Annotated in this window: 21 protein-coding genes and 1 tRNA gene; 10 read left to right on the forward strand and 12 right to left on the reverse strand. The window is 72.3% G+C overall.

Features of this window, described 5'->3' with window-relative positions:
- Positions 1 to 59: 59 nt before the first annotated feature.
- A tRNA-Lys gene (locus tag HUT12_RS01310) sits at positions 60 to 134 on the reverse strand.
- Positions 135 to 268: 134 nt separating this feature from the next.
- On the opposite strand from HUT12_RS01310, the gene HUT12_RS01315 reads away from it, so the two are divergent.
- Positions 269 to 754 carry a DUF1772 domain-containing protein gene (locus tag HUT12_RS01315; RefSeq protein WP_131051884.1) on the forward strand — a complete coding sequence of 162 codons (486 nt, stop codon included), beginning with the start codon at positions 269 to 271 and terminating at the stop codon, positions 752 to 754.
- A gap of 124 nt (positions 755 to 878) precedes the next feature.
- Complete coding sequence (locus HUT12_RS01320) at positions 879 to 1,961, forward strand: NAD-dependent epimerase/dehydratase family protein (protein WP_176092298.1); 1,083 nt, start codon at positions 879 to 881, stop codon at positions 1,959 to 1,961.
- A gap of 1 nt (position 1,962) precedes the next feature.
- Here the strand turns inward: HUT12_RS01320 and HUT12_RS01325 are convergent, their stop codons facing one another.
- From HUT12_RS01325 to HUT12_RS01345, 5 genes are all read right to left on the reverse strand, one after another.
- Positions 1,963 to 3,189: a hypothetical protein gene (locus HUT12_RS01325; RefSeq protein ID WP_254876697.1), complete on the reverse strand. Its 1,227-nt coding sequence runs from the start codon at positions 3,187 to 3,189 to the stop codon at positions 1,963 to 1,965.
- A gap of 59 nt (positions 3,190 to 3,248) precedes the next feature.
- Entirely contained in the window at positions 3,249 to 3,941 is a 693-nt protein-coding gene (locus tag HUT12_RS01330; protein WP_131056972.1) for an ABC transporter permease, read from the reverse strand.
- Positions 3,938 to 4,756, reverse strand: coding sequence for an ATP-binding cassette domain-containing protein (locus HUT12_RS01335; RefSeq protein WP_131056970.1), 819 nt, complete (start codon positions 4,754 to 4,756; stop codon positions 3,938 to 3,940). The genes HUT12_RS01330 and HUT12_RS01335 overlap by 4 nt, the downstream gene beginning before the upstream one ends.
- Complete coding sequence (locus HUT12_RS01340) at positions 4,753 to 5,091, reverse strand: PadR family transcriptional regulator (RefSeq protein WP_131056968.1); 339 nt, start codon at positions 5,089 to 5,091, stop codon at positions 4,753 to 4,755. Before HUT12_RS01340 ends, HUT12_RS01335 begins: the two co-directional genes overlap by 4 nt.
- Positions 5,092 to 5,221: 130 nt before the next feature.
- Positions 5,222 to 5,941, reverse strand: a complete 720-nt coding sequence (locus tag HUT12_RS01345) for a PP2C family serine/threonine-protein phosphatase (RefSeq protein ID WP_131056967.1) — start codon at positions 5,939 to 5,941, stop codon at positions 5,222 to 5,224.
- Between the two features lie 62 nt (positions 5,942 to 6,003).
- Here HUT12_RS01345 and HUT12_RS01350 point away from each other — a divergent pair, with 62 nt between their 5' ends.
- Complete coding sequence (locus tag HUT12_RS01350) at positions 6,004 to 7,146, forward strand: response regulator transcription factor (protein ID WP_176092299.1); 1,143 nt, start codon at positions 6,004 to 6,006, stop codon at positions 7,144 to 7,146.
- 46 nt (positions 7,147 to 7,192) lie between these two features.
- Here HUT12_RS01350 and HUT12_RS01355 read toward each other — a convergent pair whose 3' ends face one another.
- Positions 7,193 to 7,735: a helix-turn-helix domain-containing protein gene (locus tag HUT12_RS01355; protein ID WP_176092300.1), complete on the reverse strand. Its 543-nt coding sequence runs from the start codon at positions 7,733 to 7,735 to the stop codon at positions 7,193 to 7,195.
- Between the two features lie 60 nt (positions 7,736 to 7,795).
- On the opposite strand from HUT12_RS01355, the gene HUT12_RS01360 reads away from it, so the two are divergent.
- The gene (locus HUT12_RS01360) at positions 7,796 to 9,037 is read left to right on the forward strand and encodes a benzoate/H(+) symporter BenE family transporter (protein ID WP_176092301.1); all 1,242 of its coding nucleotides are present in this window, start codon (positions 7,796 to 7,798) and stop codon (positions 9,035 to 9,037) included.
- Between the two features lie 16 nt (positions 9,038 to 9,053).
- On the opposite strand, the gene HUT12_RS01365 is transcribed toward HUT12_RS01360, so the two are convergent.
- From HUT12_RS01365 to HUT12_RS01380, 4 genes are all read right to left on the reverse strand, one after another.
- Positions 9,054 to 9,413: a hypothetical protein gene (locus tag HUT12_RS01365; protein WP_162854399.1), complete on the reverse strand. Its 360-nt coding sequence runs from the start codon at positions 9,411 to 9,413 to the stop codon at positions 9,054 to 9,056.
- 144 nt (positions 9,414 to 9,557) lie between these two features.
- Entirely contained in the window at positions 9,558 to 9,827 is a 270-nt protein-coding gene (locus HUT12_RS01370) for a hypothetical protein (RefSeq protein ID WP_176092302.1), read from the reverse strand.
- Positions 9,828 to 9,908: 81 nt separating this feature from the next.
- Positions 9,909 to 10,382, reverse strand: a complete 474-nt coding sequence (mscL, locus tag HUT12_RS01375) for a large conductance mechanosensitive channel protein MscL (RefSeq protein WP_176092303.1) — start codon at positions 10,380 to 10,382, stop codon at positions 9,909 to 9,911.
- A 39-nt stretch (positions 10,383 to 10,421) separates the two neighbouring features.
- A complete protein-coding gene (locus tag HUT12_RS01380) occupies positions 10,422 to 11,102 on the reverse strand; it encodes a FadR/GntR family transcriptional regulator (RefSeq protein ID WP_176092304.1) in 681 nt (226 codons plus the stop codon).
- 50 nt (positions 11,103 to 11,152) lie between these two features.
- Here HUT12_RS01380 and HUT12_RS01385 point away from each other — a divergent pair, with 50 nt between their 5' ends.
- Positions 11,153 to 12,466, forward strand: coding sequence for an MFS transporter (locus HUT12_RS01385; RefSeq protein ID WP_176092305.1), 1,314 nt, complete (start codon positions 11,153 to 11,155; stop codon positions 12,464 to 12,466).
- 10 nt (positions 12,467 to 12,476) lie between these two features.
- Here HUT12_RS01385 and HUT12_RS01390 read toward each other — a convergent pair whose 3' ends face one another.
- Positions 12,477 to 12,830 (reverse strand): STAS domain-containing protein, encoded by a 354-nt coding sequence (locus HUT12_RS01390; RefSeq protein WP_131056589.1) that lies wholly within the window; start codon positions 12,828 to 12,830, stop codon positions 12,477 to 12,479.
- A gap of 165 nt (positions 12,831 to 12,995) precedes the next feature.
- On the opposite strand from HUT12_RS01390, the gene HUT12_RS01395 reads away from it, so the two are divergent.
- Genes HUT12_RS01395 through HUT12_RS01415 form a run of 5 tightly spaced genes read left to right on the forward strand, consistent with a single transcriptional unit; the run spans position 12,996 to position 17,044 of the window.
- The gene (locus tag HUT12_RS01395) at positions 12,996 to 13,856 is read left to right on the forward strand and encodes an STAS domain-containing protein (RefSeq protein ID WP_131056587.1); all 861 of its coding nucleotides are present in this window, start codon (positions 12,996 to 12,998) and stop codon (positions 13,854 to 13,856) included.
- Positions 13,856 to 14,272 (forward strand): STAS domain-containing protein, encoded by a 417-nt coding sequence (locus HUT12_RS01400; RefSeq protein WP_176092306.1) that lies wholly within the window; start codon positions 13,856 to 13,858, stop codon positions 14,270 to 14,272. Before HUT12_RS01395 ends, HUT12_RS01400 begins: the two co-directional genes overlap by 1 nt.
- The gene (locus HUT12_RS01405) at positions 14,269 to 14,688 is read left to right on the forward strand and encodes an ATP-binding protein (protein WP_131056583.1); all 420 of its coding nucleotides are present in this window, start codon (positions 14,269 to 14,271) and stop codon (positions 14,686 to 14,688) included. The genes HUT12_RS01400 and HUT12_RS01405 overlap by 4 nt, the downstream gene beginning before the upstream one ends.
- Positions 14,676 to 15,698 (forward strand): ATP-binding SpoIIE family protein phosphatase, encoded by a 1,023-nt coding sequence (locus HUT12_RS01410; RefSeq protein ID WP_176092307.1) that lies wholly within the window; start codon positions 14,676 to 14,678, stop codon positions 15,696 to 15,698. The genes HUT12_RS01405 and HUT12_RS01410 overlap by 13 nt, the downstream gene beginning before the upstream one ends.
- Positions 15,695 to 17,044 carry a sensor histidine kinase gene (locus tag HUT12_RS01415; protein ID WP_176092308.1) on the forward strand — a complete coding sequence of 450 codons (1,350 nt, stop codon included), beginning with the start codon at positions 15,695 to 15,697 and terminating at the stop codon, positions 17,042 to 17,044. The genes HUT12_RS01410 and HUT12_RS01415 overlap by 4 nt, the downstream gene beginning before the upstream one ends.
- Position 17,045: the final 1 nt, after the last annotated feature.

A 17,045-nucleotide genomic window follows, 5' to 3' on the forward strand; every position in this document is an offset into this window, starting at 1 on the left:
GTGCCCTCGTTGTGCCCGATGATCTTTGCTTGACGTTACCGCAGTTCATGGGGGGTGTGTGGTGGGCCGCCAGGGACTCGAACCCTGAACCTATGGATTAAAAGTCCACAGCTCTGCCATTGAGCTAGCGGCCCGCGCGCTCAGGTTACCGGACACTGCGCGGATCGGGCTCGCGGCTGTCGAGCAGCCGTCGATGACTGCCCGGTGGCCGGGTGGTGCCGGGTTGGCAGGATCGGCTCGGGCATCGGTTCGACAGGGGGAGGCGAGCGTGCCGGAAGGCGTACGGGTCGTGGTGCTGGCCGGGGGTGTGGCGGCCACGGGGCTGGTGGCGGGGTTGTTCTTCGCGTACGCCTGCTCGGTCATGCCGGGGTTGGCGGCGACCGACGATCGGACGCTGGTCGGCACCATGCAGTCGATCAACCGGAAGATCGTCAACGGCTGGTTCATCTCGGTGTTCCTGGGTGGGCCGGTGCTGGTGGCGGTGGCGGTCGTCGGGTACTTCGGTGACGGCGGTGCGGTGCTGTGGTGGCTGGTCGCCGCGCTGGTCCTGCATCTGGTGACGCTCGGTGTAACGGCGCGGTGCAACGTGCCGCTCAATGATCAGTTGGACGCCGCCGGGTCGGTCGACGGGATCACCGACCTGGCGGCGATCCGGCGTCGGTTCGAGGTGCCGTGGGTGCGCTGGAACCTGGTTCGGACGGGCAGTTCGGTCGGGGCCTTCGCCAGCATGATCGGCGCGCTGCTGGCCCGGTAGCGGACCCCGCGCACGCGGGACGTCGGCCGGGTGGGGCCGCGACCGCCGGGGCCGCGCACGGGAGCGCCGCCGGTCGGGAGCCAGGTGGACGCGTGGAAAGCGACTGACCGGGTACGGACCGGACATGCGGATCGTGGTGGTGGGCGCGAGCGGCAACATGGGTACGGCACTGCTGCGCCGGTTGTGGCGTGAGCGCGGTGTGGAGATCGTCGGGGTGGCGCGGCGGCTGCCGCACGCGGGGGCCGGTGAGCCGTACGCGGGGGTGCGGTGGCACTCGTGCGACATCGGGCGGGCCGGTGCCGTTGACGAGTTGACCGAGGTGTTCTCCGGGGCGGACGCGGTGGTGCACCTGGCCTGGCAGATCCAGCCCAGCCACGACCAGCAGGTGTTGCGGCGTACCAATGTGGGTGGCAGCCGGAATATCGTGGACGCGGTGCTGCGGGCGGGCGTACCGGCGCTGGTGTACGCGTCGTCGGTGGGGGCGTACGCGCCGGGGCCGAAGAACCTGCCGATCAGCGAGCGGTGGCCGGCGACCGGGGTGGCCGAGTCGTCGTACAGCCGGGACAAGGCGGTGGTGGAGGAGATGCTCGACGGGGTCGAGCGGACCCGTCCGGAGCTTCGGGTGGTACGCCTGCGGCCGGGGTTGATCTTCCAGCGGGAGGCGGGTACGGAGATCAGCCGTTACTTCCTGGGGCCACTGGTGCCGGTGCGGCTGCTCCGGTTCGGGCGGCTGCCGTTGGTGCCGGCCAACCGCCGGCTGCGGATGCAGGCGGTGCACGCCGACGACGTGGCCGACGCGTACGCCCGGGCGATTCTGGGTGACGCGCGCGGCGCCTTCAACGTCGCCGCGGACCCGGTGTTGACGCCGGAGCTGGTGGCCCGGCACTTCCACGGCTGGACGGTGCCGGTGGCCGCCCCGGTGCTGCGGACGGCTGCCGCGCTGACCTGGCGGGCCCGGCTGCAACCGGTCGACGCGGGGTGGGTCGAGCTGGCGTTGAGCGCGCCACTGATGTCCAGCGAGCGCGCCGAGACCGAGCTGGGCTGGCGGCCACGCGTGGACGCGGTCACCGCGCTCAAGGAGTTGGTGGCGGGCATGGCGGAGCGCGCCCACACGGCCAGTCCGCCGCTCTCCGCCGCCCCCGACCTGCCCGGCCGTCCCGCCGCCCTCCTCAAGGCCCGCCCCGCCGGCCAGGGCAACCCCTACTGACTCAGCGGATGGTGGAGGCGGTGATGGTGGGGCCGGAGCCGGCGCCCTGGTAGAAGATGCCGGGGTGGGTCTGGAAGCCGTGGCTGGGGTTGCGGCGCAGGGTCGACTTCTCGATGCGCAACGTGCCGGTGCGGTTGTTGCTGACGAAGAAGATCGCCCCGCCGCCCTCCTTGGCGTCGTTCCCCTCGATCAGGGTGCCGGCGACGCGGACCGAGAATTCGTTTCCGTCGGCGTAGATCGCGCCGCCGCTGCCGCCGCCGGGAGTGCCGGAGCGGGCCGGGTTGGCGCCGGTGCCGACGGCCGCGTTGTCCCGCAGCACGCTGTTCAGGATGACCCAGGAGACGCCGATGCTGCTCAGTGCGCCGCCGTTGGCGCAGGTGCCGCCGGTGAAGGTGCTGTCGACCACGTACACCGGTTGGCCGTCGTGCTGGTCGAGCACCCGGATGGCGGCGCCGCCCACGTCGGGGCCGGTGCGGTCGCAGCGGTTGCCGACGAAGTGCGAGTCGACCACCTTGAGCCGCCCGCCGCGCACGAAGATCGCGCCACCGCCGCCACCGTCGACGCGCTGGCCGGTGGCGTCGCCGTCGGCGAAGGTCAGGTTCTGCACGGTGAGCTGCGGGTGGTCCTGGTTCTGGCAGCGCGCGGTGGTCCAGCCCTGGAGCGGGTCGCAGGTGTTCATGTAGAGGATGCGGCGCTTGCCCTGCCCGCTGAGCGTGATCTTGCCGCCGCCGTCCAGCACCACCTTCGGGCCGTTGGCGTTGCGGACCTTCGCGGTCGCCGCCATCGTGATGGTCACCGGGTCGGGGCCGCAGTCGAAGGTGATGATCCCGCCGGCCGCGACCGCCCGCACCACCGCTGCCGAGGTGCAACTGGCCGGGGTGCCGTCACCGATGGTGCGGGTCGGGTTCGAGGTGTCGACGGCCTGGGCCACGGCGGGCACGGGGGCCGCGTCGGCCGGGGGCGCGCTGTCGCGTACGCCCGGGTTGTCGGCCGACCGGGTCGGGTCGGCACCGGCGGCGGGGGTGCCGAGCGCGGCGTTGCCGGACGGGCTGGTCTCGGCGCTCTGGTGCTGTCCGGGCGGTGCCTCGGAGGTCGGCTCGGCGGGATCGCCGCCGGCCGGCTGCTGGACGCTGCGCGGGTCGACGCGGGGTACGGACGGGCCGCCGCAGCCGGTCAGACCGACGGCGACACCGAGCGCGACCACGGGAGCGAGGGATCTGAGACGCACCAGGTGATGCTAGAGCCTGCGCGGGGGTCCGCGACCGGTCGCGGACCCCGTGGTGACTCTCAGGTGATGGGTACGTGGTGCAGGTGCCGGCGGCGGCGCAGCCGGACACTGAACACCCCTGCCACGGTCACGGTCAGCAGCAGCGTCACCGCCAGCCCGTGCAGGACGCCCCGGGCCAGGTAGCCGTCGTCGGCGTGGTCCACCGCCCAGGTGGCGATCTCCCGGCTGGACCAGAACGGGGTGAGCTTCGCGCCCTGACTGGCCGGGTCGAGCAGCATCTGCATCGCCACCACGGTGAGCAACAGCAGGGTGCCCTCCAGTTCGCGGGGCAGCAGCGCGCCGATCAACATGCCGAACGGCGCGGCCACCATCACGCAGCAGAGCATCGCCACGGCGATCCCGGCGTACCGCAGGTTGGTCGTGTCGAGCACGGTGAGCAGGAAGAACGGCACCGCGACGGTCAGTCCGAGCGCCCACAGGCCGAGCATCCGGCCGAGGTACAGATGGTGCGGCCGGTAACCGGCGAGCCGGAGCCGGGGTTCCAGCTCGCGGGCGGCGCTGGTGGCGAAGAGCGCGGCGGTGCTGACCGCCCAACTGATGCCGAGGAACAGCGCCCGGATCGACTGCCCGACGTGCGAGTCCCGCCGGATCATCCAGAAGACCAACGGCATCAACAACAGGAGCAGGAGTACGCCCCGACGACGCGCCAGTTCCCGCAACGTCATCTCGGCGACGGTGAACAGCCGCTTCACGCCCGACCTCCCTGCTCGGCGGAGGTCAGGTCGAGCACGATGTCGACCCGGTCGAGTTGGTTGAGCAGGTGCGTCACCACCACGATGGCCTTCCCCTCGTCGCGCAGCCGGGTCAACTGGTCCCAGAGGTTGACGTAACTGCCCTGGTCGAAGCCCTGGTACGGCTCGTCGAGCAGCAGCACGTCCGGTTGGGCGAGGGTGGACATGGTCAGGTTCAGCTTCTGGCGCGTACCGCCGGAGAGGTGCCGGGCGAGCACGGTGCCCTCGGCGTCCCAGCCGAGGTTCCGGGCCGCCGCCCGACCGGCCTGCCGGGCCGGACCACGGGCCACACCCTGACCGGCGCCGACCAGCACGAAGTGCTCGTCGGGGAGCAGGAAGTCGGCGGTGCCGCCCTGCTGGGGGCAGTAGCCGAGCCGGCCGGAGACGGTCACCTCACCGCTGTCCGGTGAGATCAACCCGGCGCAGATCCGCAGGAAGGTGCTCTTGCCGCAGCCGTTCGCGCCGACCACGGCGGCGATCTGCCCGGCGCGTACGGTCAGCGAGGCGTCCCGCAGCACCGGATGCCGCCCGTACCGCTTGGTGATGCCCTTGGCGGACAAGCGCACCGGCCCGGGACGCGGGCCGGGCGCGGTGCCGATGCTCTCCACGATCGCGGCGGCGTACGTCTGCGGCGGGCCGAAGACCTGCCACGGGTCACCGCCGCCCTCGCGCAGGTGTGTGGCGGCCTCGGCGACCACGTGCCGGGCGGCGTCGGTCGCCACCCGCCGCCTGTGCAACTCGGCCGCGAACCCCCGCAGCCAGTCGTCGACGTTCACCCCTCGACCCCCTTCGAGACGATGTCGGTCACCGGCGCCACGAACGTCAGCCAGGCGTTACCGCCATTGTGCAGCGCCGCCCGCCCGTCGTCGGTGAGCTGGTAGTACTTGCGGGCCGGACCCGACCCGCCCTCCCGCCACTGCGCGGTGACCAGACCGGTGCGCTGCAATCGCAGCAGCACCGGATAGAGCGTGCCGCCCTGGATCGGTCCGACGCCCGCGGCGTCGAGCGACTGGGCGAGCTGGTAGCCGTAGGACTCGCCCTCGCGCAGCAGGGCCAGCACGCAGAGGTCGAGCACACCTCGCAGCCACTGCCCACGACGATCGGGATCCACCCGCCGAACCCTAGTGGCGCTACCTAGATGGCACAACTACCTAGTTGCGCACAGCGGCACCTCGGGACCACGGTGGTGCCTCGGTCCTGGCGGTGCCTCGGGACCACGGAGGTCCCGAGGCGGTGGCGGGTCAGCTCGGCACGACGTCGGAGATCACCACGGTGACGTTGTCCGGCGCGCCGGCCTGGTGGGCGAGCTTCACCAACTGCTCACCGCACTGGTGGCGGTCGGTGTGCAGGCTCAGGGCGGCGGCGATCGCGTCGTCGGTCACATAGTCCGAGAGCCCGTCACTGCAGAGCAGCAGCCGGTCGCCGGCCGCCACGTTCACCGAGCCCATCGTCGGCGGCGCGTCCGCGCCCTGCACCGCACGGGTCACCAGCGACCGCTGCGGATGGTGCCGGGCCTGCTCCCGGGTCAACGTGCCCTGGTCGACGAGCGCCTGCACGAACGTGTCGTCCCGGGTCAACTGCCGCAGCCGGCCCTCCCGCAGCAGATAGCAGCGCGAGTCGCCGACCTGCGCCAACACCAGCGTGTCCCCGGCGAGCAGGGCCGCCGTGAGCGTCGTGCCCATGCCGTCCCGGGCGGGCTCGGCGGCGATCGCCGCGTGAATACGTTGGTTGGCGGTGCTCACCACGGCCCGTAGCGAGTCGGTGGCGGCGTCCGGTGCGGTGGGCGGGATCAACTCGTCCAGGATCCGGATGACGATCTCGCTGGCGACCTCACCGGCGGGCAGCCCACCCATGCCGTCGGCCACCGCGACGAGGCGCTCACCAGCGAGCGCGGAGTCCTCGTTGTTGGTGCGGACCAGGCCGATGTCGTTGAGGATGGCCGAGCGGAGGATCAGCGTCATGGGTCAAGCTTGCCAAGAACACCCTTCCCGCGTCTCTACGCACTACTGCGTAGGGTTGAGGAATGTTGCCGATGTCCATGGTCGGGCGCGCCGACGAGCTGGCTGAGCTGGGCCGAGTGTGGTCCACCGTGGCTGGTCGGAGGCGTCGAACACCGGCCGTCGTGGTCGTCACCGGCGGCGCGGGCGTCGGCAAGAGCCTGTTGGTCGCCGCCGCGCTGGACGAACTCACCCCACGACCGGCGATGGTGCTCAGCGGCGCCGCCCGGGTGCACAGTCCGGCACCGTACGACTGGCTGGCCGCCGTGCTCAGCGGACGCGACCCCGACCGGCTCGACCTGCCGGCCGACACCGTGCCGCCGGACGCGCTGGCCTGGCTCGCCCAACAACCCACCGCGCCACGCGAGCGCTACGCCCCCGGCACGCTGCTGCGCCTCGCCGTACGTGCCGTCCGGGCGCTGGTCGGCACCGGCCCGGCCGTCCTCGTGGTCGAGGATCTGCACGCGCTCGACCCGGCCAGCCTCAACCTGATCGGCGAACTCGCCACCGCCCCCGGACTGCCCGCCCTGCTGGTGGTGGCGACCCGACCCGCCGCGCACGCGGTCGCCCCGGAACTCGCCGGCCGCACCCTGGCCCGGCTCTGCGGCGTACCCGGGGCGGTGCGCCAGCACCTCGGGCCGCTGCGCCCGGTCGAGGTGGCCGAGGTGCTGACCCAGGTGTACGCCGGCCACCCGCTGCCCGGTCGACTGGTACGCGGCGTCTGGCGGAGCACCGGCGGCAACCCGTACGCGCTCACCGAGCTGCTCGCCGCGTACGCCGGACAGCCACCCGAGGCGCTGCTCGCCCCGGTCGACGTCCCGCCCGCGTTCGACGGACGGCCTCGGCCTGCCCGTCGAGGTGTGCCGCCGTTCGACGCCGACGGTGGGCGGGCGGCGTCGGGGCTGTCGCGTATGCCGGAGTCGTCGGGGGCGTCGGCGGGCGGCACCGGACTGTCGGCCGAGTTGACCGGGCGGGAGGTGGAGGTGCTCGACTGCCTGGTCGCCGGGATGTCCAACAAGCAGGTGGCGAGCGCCCTGGGCATCTCGGTGCGGACGGTCACCGTGCACGTGTCCAACCTGCTGCGCAAGACCGGCTCGGCCTCGCGTACCGAGGTGGCGCTCTGGGCGGTACGCCAACGGCTCGCCGAACCCACCCCCGCCGAGATGTAAGGAAGGGACCCTTCCTATACACGAGGCGTTAGCAGGGGGCCCTTCCTTACATCCGGGGGTAGCGCAGGAGCAGGCTTGCGGCCACCTCCTCGTCGCCCACGGCGGCGTAGAGGTGCGGCACGTCGGACGTCCAGCGCAGGTGGCCACCGGCGGCGACGGTCAGCGGCGCGTCGACCGGGCCGGCGCGCAGCACCCCGGCGAAGACGGTCACGTGCTCGGTCACCCCGGGTTGGTGCGCGGGGGAGAGCTGGCCGGGGCCGGGCGCCACCCGCATCCGGTACAGCTCGTACGTCGCGTCCGAGTCGTCGAAGACCTCCAGCAGCGTCGCGCTGACCGCCGCGCCGCGTACGGTCGGCCCGGCCGACGGCCCGGAGAGCACGGCGGTCAGCGGTACGCCGAGCTGCGCGGTGATCGCGTACAACGTCTCCAGGGTGGGGTTGCGGACGCCGTTCTCCAGTCCGGAGAGCGTCGCCTTGCCCACTCCCGCCAGCCGGGACAGCGCGGAGAGCGAGATGCCGCGCGCCTCGCGGAGGGCGCGGACCCGCTGGCCGATCGCGGCGGTGTCCGAATCTGGTGGTGGCTGCGACATCCCGATATGGTGCTACACGCCGCTGTTCCGTAAACGGAACGGTCGGGAAGGGGTGGGGTCATGGCGGGACGGACACAGCCGATCCTCGCGGGGGTGGTGACCGCGCTGGTCGGGTTCGCCAGCTCGTTCACGGTGGTGCTTGCCGGGCTGCGCGCGGCCGGCGCGAGCGAGGCGCAGGCCGCCTCCGGGCTGCTCGTCCTCTGCGTCGCCTCCGGGCTCTGCGCCGTCTGGCTCGGCCTGCGGCACCGGATGCCGCTGAGCATCGCCTGGTCCACGCCCGGCGCGGCGCTGCTCATCGCGACCGGCCCGGTGCCCGGCGGGTGGCCGGTCGCCGTCGGCGCGTTCCTCGTCTCGGGCCTGCTCATCGTCGCCGCCGGCCTGTTCCCGGCCCTCGGCCGCGCCGTCGCCGCGATACCCAAACCCATCGCCGGGGCGATGCTCGCCGGGGTGTTGCTGCCGCTCTGCACCGCACCGGTACGCGCCCTCGTCGACGTGCCGCACCTCGCCGCGCCGGTGCTGGTCTCCTGGTTGGTGCTGCACCGCTTCGCCCGGCGTTGGGCGGTCCCCGGGGCACTGGTGGTCGCCGCCGTCGCGATCGCGCTGACCACGTCGGGCGGTGGCACCGGTGGACTGCGGCCGGTGTTCACGCTGACCATGCCGGCGTGGAGCCTGTCGGCGCTGATCGGTGTGGCACTGCCGCTGTTCCTGGTGACCATGGCCGCGCAGAACGTGCCCGGCACCGCCGTCCTGGTCGGCTACGGTTACCGGCCCCCGCTCGGCTCGGCGCTGCGGACCACGGGACTGGCCAGCATGGCCGTGGCGCCCGCCGGTGGTCACGCGGTCAACCTGGCGGCGATCACCGCCGCGCTGGCTGCCGGACCGGACGCGCACCCCGACCCGGACCGCCGCTGGATCGCCTCGGTGACCGCCGGCATCGGGCTGGCGATGCTCGGATTGGGTGCCGGTGCGGTCACCACGCTCGTCGGTTGGGCGCCACCCGTACTGATCGAGGCGGTCGCCGGACTGGCTCTGCTCGGCGCGCTGGCCACCGCCCTGACCGCGGCGCTGGCCGATCCCACGGCCCGGGAGGCCGCCGTGGTGACCCTGGTGGTCACCGCCTCCGGGGTGTCGCTGATCGGCATCGGCGGCGCCTTCTGGGGCCTGGTGGCCGGCTGCCTGATGTTCCTGATCTTCCGTCCCCGCCGCCCCACGCCGACGCTGTCGACCCCGGTCACCGAACCCGACCGGCCTGCTGCCGCGCCCGCCCCGACCGCCGGGTCCGTCCCGACTCAGACGTCGTGAGCGGGCCGAGGCGGGGTCAGTCCTCCGGAGGGAGGTCGGCGGCGAGGACGTCGAGCCGAACCTCTCCGTCGACGACGGTGTTGATCTGGTCGGCCAGTACGTAGACGGCACCGGTGGGGACCAGTTCGGTGGAGACCTTCAGGTAACCGGTGCGCAGCAGGCGGGCGGCCAGGTCCGCAGGAACGTCGGGTTCCTCCGTGGCGGCGGACTCGATCAACTCGTCCAGGCTGCTGCCAGGGTCGGCGGTGGGCGCCTGCACGGTCACGGCGTTCGGGTCACCGCGCTGGACCAGGTCCACCGTGCCGACGTCGAGGCCGGCGGCGTCCACCACCCGCATGCCGGTGGTGACCCGCGAGACGGTGGTCTGTTGATCGATGCCCTGCTGCTCCATACTCCGCGCGGTTCCCGCCCCCCACTGCTCCTAAACCACCCACCCCGTCCGGTACGCCCCACCCCTCCGCCTTGTCGATCAAGAAGTTCGGGTCGCGTTCGCGGCGGTGGCGAGACGAAAACTTCTTGATCAACCCGGGCTGGGGGTGGAGGGTGGGGGGGAGGGCCAGGGGGATGGGGGGCGGGGGGATAGTTCGCGCCAGGTGTCGGGGCCCTGGAGCAGTGCGCGTACCGTCTCCTCGGCGTCGTCGACGGTGTCGTACTCGTAGAACCGGGATGCGCCCTCGGCCCCGCCGGCACGCTGTTCCACGTACCAGCGATCGGCGTCCGCCCGGAGGAAGACGTCCCGTCGGGCCAGCCGCCCCCATTTCCCGTTCCACCAGTGCTTTCGCTGCTCCATGGCGGGACTCTATCGAACATGTGTTCGACATGGAGCGGCCCCTGCGGGATTCCCACAGGGGCCGATGTGCGGGTGCCGGGTTCAGCGCCCGGTGGGCGGTTCCTCCCGGCGGCCGAGCACGTCGTCCAGGGCGCCGCGCTGCTGGGCCGGGGTGGTCCGGCCGGAGGCGACCAGGGCGTCCCGGATCTCGGTGAGCAGCTTGACCTCCTCGCTCGGTGCCGAGGGCGGCGGCTCCTCGCCCCGCTTGCGGCGCTCGGCCAGCTTGTTCATCGGGAAGACGACCAGGAAGTACAGCGCCGCCGCGGTGAGCAGGAACGTGATCAGCGCGTTGACGAAGGCGACCCAGTCGAACGGGATGCCCTCGATCGTCGGTGCGGTGCCCTCTAGGCCCTTGTCGCTTCCGGTGATCAGCACCACGAAGACGCGGATCAGCGGTTCCAGGAACGACTTGGTGAGCTGCGTGACCACGCCGGTGAACGCGGCGCCGATGACGACGCCGACCGCGAGGTCGACGACGTTGCCGCGCATGATGAAGTCTTTGAAGCCCTTGAGCATCCGTACTCCTGAGGTGTCCGGTTTTTCGTCGAGGACAACCTATGCCTTGGGTGCGGACTCCAGGAAAGCACCGGCCTCCCGGGCCGCCAGCTCCGGGTCGCCGGCCCGGATGGCGGCCACCAGGCGGGCGTGGTCGACGTGCCGGTCCGGTGTCAGGGCGTCACCCATGGCCTGCGCGACGGTGCTGCGCAGGGCGGTCGCGACCGAGGCGTAGAGCTCGGCGAGCATGCCGTTGTGCGCCGCCGCGACGACGGCGGTGTGCAGCGCGACGTCGGCCTCCACGAACTCGGCGACCTCGCCGCCGCGCCAGGCCGCCTCGCGGGCCGCCAGCGCGGCGTCGAGGGCGGCCAGGTCCTCGGCGGTACGTCGGCGCGCGGCGAGCCGGGCGGCCTCCACCTCGAAGGCACGGCGTACCTCGATCACCTCGGTCATCCGGTCGTCGGTGAGGCGGCGGGCCACCACGGGTGCCAGTTCGTCGGTGGAGAGCACGTACGTCCCGGAGCCCTGCCGGCACTCCAGCACTCCGGCGTGGGCCAGGGCCCGGACCGCCTCGCGGACCGTGTTGCGCCCCACGCCGAGATCCTCGACGAGTTGCGGCTCGGTCGGGATGCGGCTGCCCACCGGCCATTCGCCGGCCATGATCCGTCGCCGCAGTCGAGTGATGGTCTCGTTCGTCCGTCGGCCCCGGGGCGGGACGGCGGAATCAATCGCTGGTGGCACTGGTTACAGCCACTCGCCGAAATTCATCCCATGATTGTAGGTTCGAGGTCATGACTCCGCCAGCCGCCGGCACCCCCGCCACCACTGCACCGACCGCCGGCGCCGCACCCGCTGCGACCGGGACCGCTGACGCCGGAAACCCGGTGGGCGGGGCGGATCGGGCGCGTGCCGGGTGGCTGCTGCTGGTCGGGATGCTGCTGGTGGCGCTGAACCTGCGGGCCGCGATGACCAGCCTCGGCGCACTGCTCGACGAGGTACGCGTCGGGTTGGCGCTCTCCGGCGCGATGGCGGGCGCCGTCACGACCCTGCCGGCCGTGGCGTTCGCCGGGTTGGGTGCGACCACGCCGTGGCTGGTCCGGCGGCTCTCCGCCCCGCGACTGCTGGTGCTGGCGATGATCGCGCTCACCGTCGGGCAGGTGCTGCGGGTGGTGACCGGGTCCGCCGTGGTGTTCCTGGCCACCAGCGCGCTCGCGCTGGCCGGGATCGCGGTGGCGAACATCCTGCTGCCGATGCTGGTCAAGCAACACTTCCCGCACCGGACCGGCCTGGTCACCGGGGTGTACATGATGACGTTGACGGTGGGGGCGACGGCGGCTGCCGCCGCTGCGGTGCCGGTGGCGCACGCCTTCGGCTCGTGGCGGGCCGGACTGGGTGTCTGGGCGGCGCTCGCGGCGGTGGCCGTACTCCCGTGGTTGCCGGCGGCGCTGCGGACCGGTGGGGCCGCGCGGCGGTCGGGTCGGCACGGCGGGCGGGCGCGTCTGCGGATCAGTCCCGCGCGCACCCGGCTCGGCTGGGCGATGGCGCTCTATTTCGGCGCGCAGTCGCTGAGCGCGTACGCGATCATGGGCTGGCTGGCCGTGCTGTTCCGGGACGCCGGTTTCCGGCCGCAGGACGCCGGCCTGCTGCTGGCCGGGGTGACCGCGCTCGGGGTGCCGATCGCGCTGCTGATGCCGACGCTGGCCGGTCGGCTGAGCGACCTGCGGCTGCTGGTGCTGGCGTTGACCGCCGCCTCCAGCGTGGCCTATCTGGGGCTGGCGTTCGCGCCGCGTGGCGGGGCGGTGCTCTGGGTGGTGCTGCTGGCGTTGGGGCAGGGTGCCTTCCCGCTCATCCTGGCCACCATCGGGCTGCGGGCGCGTACGGCCGACGGGACGGTCGCGTTGTCGGCCTTCACGCAGAGCGTCGGGTACCTCATCGCGGCGCTCGGGCCGCTGCTGGTCGGGATCCTGCACGAGTCCACCGGTGGGTGGACGGCACCCCTGGGCTTCCTGCTGGTCGCACTCGCCGTGCAGACCGGGGCAGGAATCGTCATCGCTCGCCCTCGGTACATCGAGGACGAGCGAGGCCCGGCCGTGGCCGGTGGGTAGCGCGGTGGGGTCAGGAGGAGGTGGTGGGTTCCCCCGCGACCGCCTCGTCGACCGTCGGATAGGTGTGCAGGACCTCCACGAGGCCACTCACCTCGAGGATGCGCAGCACGCCGCGTTGTGGCGCGGCCAACCGGACCACCCCGCCGGCCTCGTCGGAGCTGTTCTTCGCGCGGACGAACACCGACAGACCGGTGGAATCGCAGAACGAGACATCCGACAGGTCGAACACGAGGCGGCTGCGCCCCTTGTCGAGCAGGTCGGTGATCTGGTCCTGCAGTTGCGGTGCGGTGGCCATGTCCAGTTCACCTGCGACCGACACCACGACCACGTCGCCGCGTTGCTCCGTGTGCACCGTCAGGGACATATGCCAGACCTCCTGTTTATCGGAGGAACGGTATCCCACGCCGGGCCCGGTACGCAGAACGGGAGCACGATGAGGTGGCCCCCGTCATTCCCTTGCTTCGTGACAAGTAGTTTGTGGGTCCGCGGTGATAGAGTCCGGCCGGTCCAGGTCTAGGGGGGTAGTGCGATGGCGTTGAGCGCTGACGAGAGTGGCCGCTTGGCGGACCTGCTCACCGGTCAGGCCGGACAGGTCGTCCAGCGGTGGACCGAGGTCCTCGCCGCCCAGTTGCGGGGCCGACTCAGCCAGGCCGAACTGGTCCGGCAGGTGCAGGAGATGCACCGGGTGCTGGTGGACGCGCTCGGCAAGGGCGTGGGCGACCTCGCCGCCGAGGAGGCCACCGAGCTGCGGGCCGTGCTCGCCGAGGTCTCCCGTGGGCAGGCCCGGCAGGGCTTCACCGCCAGCGAGACCGCCAGCAGCGTGTTCGCCCTCAAGGAGGCCCTGCTGACGGTCATGGAGACCGATCAGGGCACCGGAACGCTGCGCGACTTCGTCGCCTTCTCGGCGCTGGTCGACCAGATGGGCCTCTTCACCTTCGAGACCTACGTCCGCACCCGCGAGAGCCTGATCGCCGACCAGGCGGAGCAACTGCTGGAGCTCTCCACCCCGGTGGTCAAGCTCTGGGAGGGCGTGGTGGCGGTGCCGCTGGTCGGCACGCTCGACTCGGCCCGCGCCCAGGTGGTGATGGAGCGGCTGCTACAGACCCTGGTCGACACCGGCTCGCCGTACGCGATCATCGACATCACCGGCGTACCGGCGGTCGACACCCAGGTCGCCCAGCACATCCTGAAGACCGTGGTGGCGGCCCGCCTGATGGGCGCCGACTGCATCATCTCCGGCATCCGGCCGCAGATCGCCCAGACCATCGTCGCGCTCGGCATCGAGTTCGGCGACATCGCCACCAAGGCGAGCCTCGCCGACGCGCTGCGGCACGTGCTGCGGCTCACCGGCGTCGAGGCGAACCGGCGACAGACCCGCCGGGAGGTCTGATGGAGCGGGTGCCGATTCTCAAGATCGGCGACATCCTGCTGGTCTCCATCCAGCTCGACATGTCCGACCAGACGGCCGTGGCCCTCCAGGAGGACCTGGCCGAGCGGATCGTCGCCACCGGCTGTCACGGCGTGATCATCGACATCACCGCCCTGGACATCGTCGACTCCTTCGTCGGCCGGATGCTCTCCACCATCGCCTCCATCTCCCGGGTGCTCGATGCCGAGACGGTGGTGGTCGGGATGCGTCCGGCGGTCGCCATCACCCTGGTCGAGCTGGGCCTGTCGCTCAACGGCATCCGGACCGCCCTGAACGTCGAGCGCGGGATGGAACTCATCGCGGCCGACCGCGCCGACGACCTCCACGACGACGACTTCCACGACGGGGCGGATCCCGAGCCGACGGCGTCGTCATGACCAGCGGTGTCGACCTGGGGCGTCCCCAGGCGCAGACGGTCGGCAGCGACGAGGACGTGGTCCGCGTCCGGCAACTGGTGCGTACCGTGGCGGTGGCGGTCAAGCTGTCGCTGGTCGACCAGACCAAGGTGGTCACCGCGGCCAGCGAGCTGGCCCGGAACACACTGGTGTACGGCGGTGGCGGCACGGTCGAGGTCTCCAAAGTCGACAACGGCCGCAGGTCCGGCATCACGATCGTCTTCGCGGACGACGGTCCGGGCATCGTCGACCTGGACCTCGCCCTGACCGACGGCTACACCACCGGCGGCGGCCTCGGTCTCGGCCTGAGCGGTGCCCGCCGGCTGGTGGACGAGTTCGACATCCAGACCGCGCCCGGGCAGGGCACCCGGATCACGATCACCAAGTGGTCCCGGTGACCGCCGCGCCGGTCTCCGACCGGGGCACCTGGTACCGCGTGGAGAACGGCAGCACCGGCAGTGCGGTGCGGCGGGCGGCCGAGCGCCTGGGGAATGAACTGGCGCTGCCCGAGGGCCGGATCGCCGACCTGGCCATCGTCGCCGCCGAGCTGACCAGCAATCTGATCAAGCACGCCGACGACGGTATGCTGCTGCTCCGGCCGGTACGCCGCGAGATGGACGCCGGGGTCGAGCTGATCGCCCTGGACTCCGGTCCGGGCATGGCCGACCTGGCGCAGTCCGCGCGGGACGGGCACTCCACCACCGGCACCCTCGGCATCGGTCTGGGCGCGATCGTGCGCCAGGCGAGCTGGTTCGACGCGTACTCCTGGCCCGGCCGGGGCACCGTTATCGCGGTACGCGTGTTCGGGGGCGCGGACACCGACCTGCCCTGGGTCGGCGGGCTGACCCGGCCGCTGGCCGGCGAGACGGTCTGTGGGGACGGTTACGCCTGGCGGGTCGTGGGCGATCGCCGTCAGGTGCTGGTCACCGACGGTCTCGGGCACGGCCCGCTGGCCGGGGCGGCCACCGACGCCGCGCTCGCCGCGTTCCGTGGTGCCCCGGCCGCCGCCCCGGCCGAGGTCGTCGCCCACCTGCACCGCTCGCTGTCGCACACCCGTGGTGCCGCGCTCGCGGTGGCCGAGCCGGACCCGGCGGGGGCGCTGTTGCGGTACGCCGGGTTGGGCAACATCAGCGGCGTGGTCATCGACGCGGATGGCCGGCGGCGTGGCCTGGTCTCGCTGCCCGGAATCGCCGGGCACCAGCGGCCCACGATCCGGCAGTACGACTACCCGTTCGGCCCGGACAGCCTGCTGGTGATGCACTCCGACGGGGTGGTGGACCGCTGGCGGATCGAGGACTATCCCGGCCTCGTCGGGCGGTCGCCGCTGGTGACGGCCGCCACGTTGCTGCGCGACGCCGGGACCCGACGCGACGACGCCGGAGTACTGGTGGCAAGGTCCTGGTCATGACCACCGCCTCGCTGATGCAGATGGCGCTCCGGGTCGAACAGGACATCTTCGTGGTCCGCCAGCGTGGCCGCGAGGTGGCCGGCGTACTCGGCCTGGAGCACCAGGACCAGGTCCGGATCGCCACCGCGATCAGCGAGGTCGCCCGGGACCTGTTGCGGGCCGTCGGCGGGGCGGACGTGGTCTTCGCCGTCGCCGACACCGTGGACGGCCGTCACCACCTGCGCGTCGACCTCGTTCCGGTGGCGCCGCTGCCGGACGGGCGCTACCAGCCCGAGTCCGGCGCGGTGGCGCGTCTGGTGGACACACTCGGCGTGGTTGCCGAGGAGCAAGTTACGGTCGTCAGGATGTCGCGACGGATCCCGGCCACCGCTGCGGCGCTCACCCCCGAGCGCCTCGCCCAGTTGCGCGCCCGACTCGCCGAGAGCGCGCCGGGCACGGCGGAGGAGGAGCTCGCCACCCAGAACACCCAGCTCATCGCCGCCCTCGACGAGGTACGCACCCAGCGCGACGAGCTGGCCCGGCTCAACGAGGAACTGGAACAGACCAACCAAGGTGTGATGGCGCTGTACCACCAGCTCACCGACGAGCTGGAGGCGACGAACACGGGCGTCGTGGCGCTCTACGCCGAGTTGGACGAGAAGTCGGCGCAGTTGCGTGCCGCGAGCGAGTCCAAGACGCGGTTCCTGGCGAACGTCAGCCACGAGCTGCGGGCCCCGGTCACCGCGATCATCGGGCTGGCCCGGCTGTTGGGCGACTCCGCCTCCGACCCGCTCACCAGCGAGCAGGAGCGCCAGGTCGGCCTGATCCGTGGCTCCGCCTCGGATCTGCTGTCCCTGGTCAACGAGTTGCTCGACCTGGCCAAGGCGGAGTCCGGCCGGATCGAGCCGGCCATGGCGGACGTCGACCTCAAGGCCCTTTTCGGACAGTTGCGGGGCACCCTGCGGGCGCTGCCCACCGCCGGTGACGTGGCGCTGGTGGTGGAGGAGCCGCCGGCACCTGCCACGCTGCGGACCGACGAGGTGCTGCTCGCCCAGGTGCTGCGCAACCTGCTGCACAACGGGTTGAAGTTCACCGCCGAGGGTGAGGTGCGGCTGCGCGCCGAGCAGCACGACGGTGGCTGGCGACTCTCCGTGTCGGACACCGGGGCGGGCATCCCTGCCGAGCTGCACGAGCGGGTGTTCGAGGAGTTCTACCAGGCACCCGGCCCGACGCGGACCGGCGGCACCGGCCTCGGCCTGCCGTACGCCCGGCGGCTGGTGACCCTGCTCGGCGGCACCCTCGACCTGGCCAGCGAAACCGGCCGGGGCAGCACCTTCACGGTCTCGCTGCCGGCGGACGGAGTCTGAC

It is taken from the genome of Verrucosispora sp. NA02020 (genome assembly GCF_013364215.1).
GTDB lineage: Bacteria > Actinomycetota > Actinomycetes > Mycobacteriales > Micromonosporaceae > Micromonospora.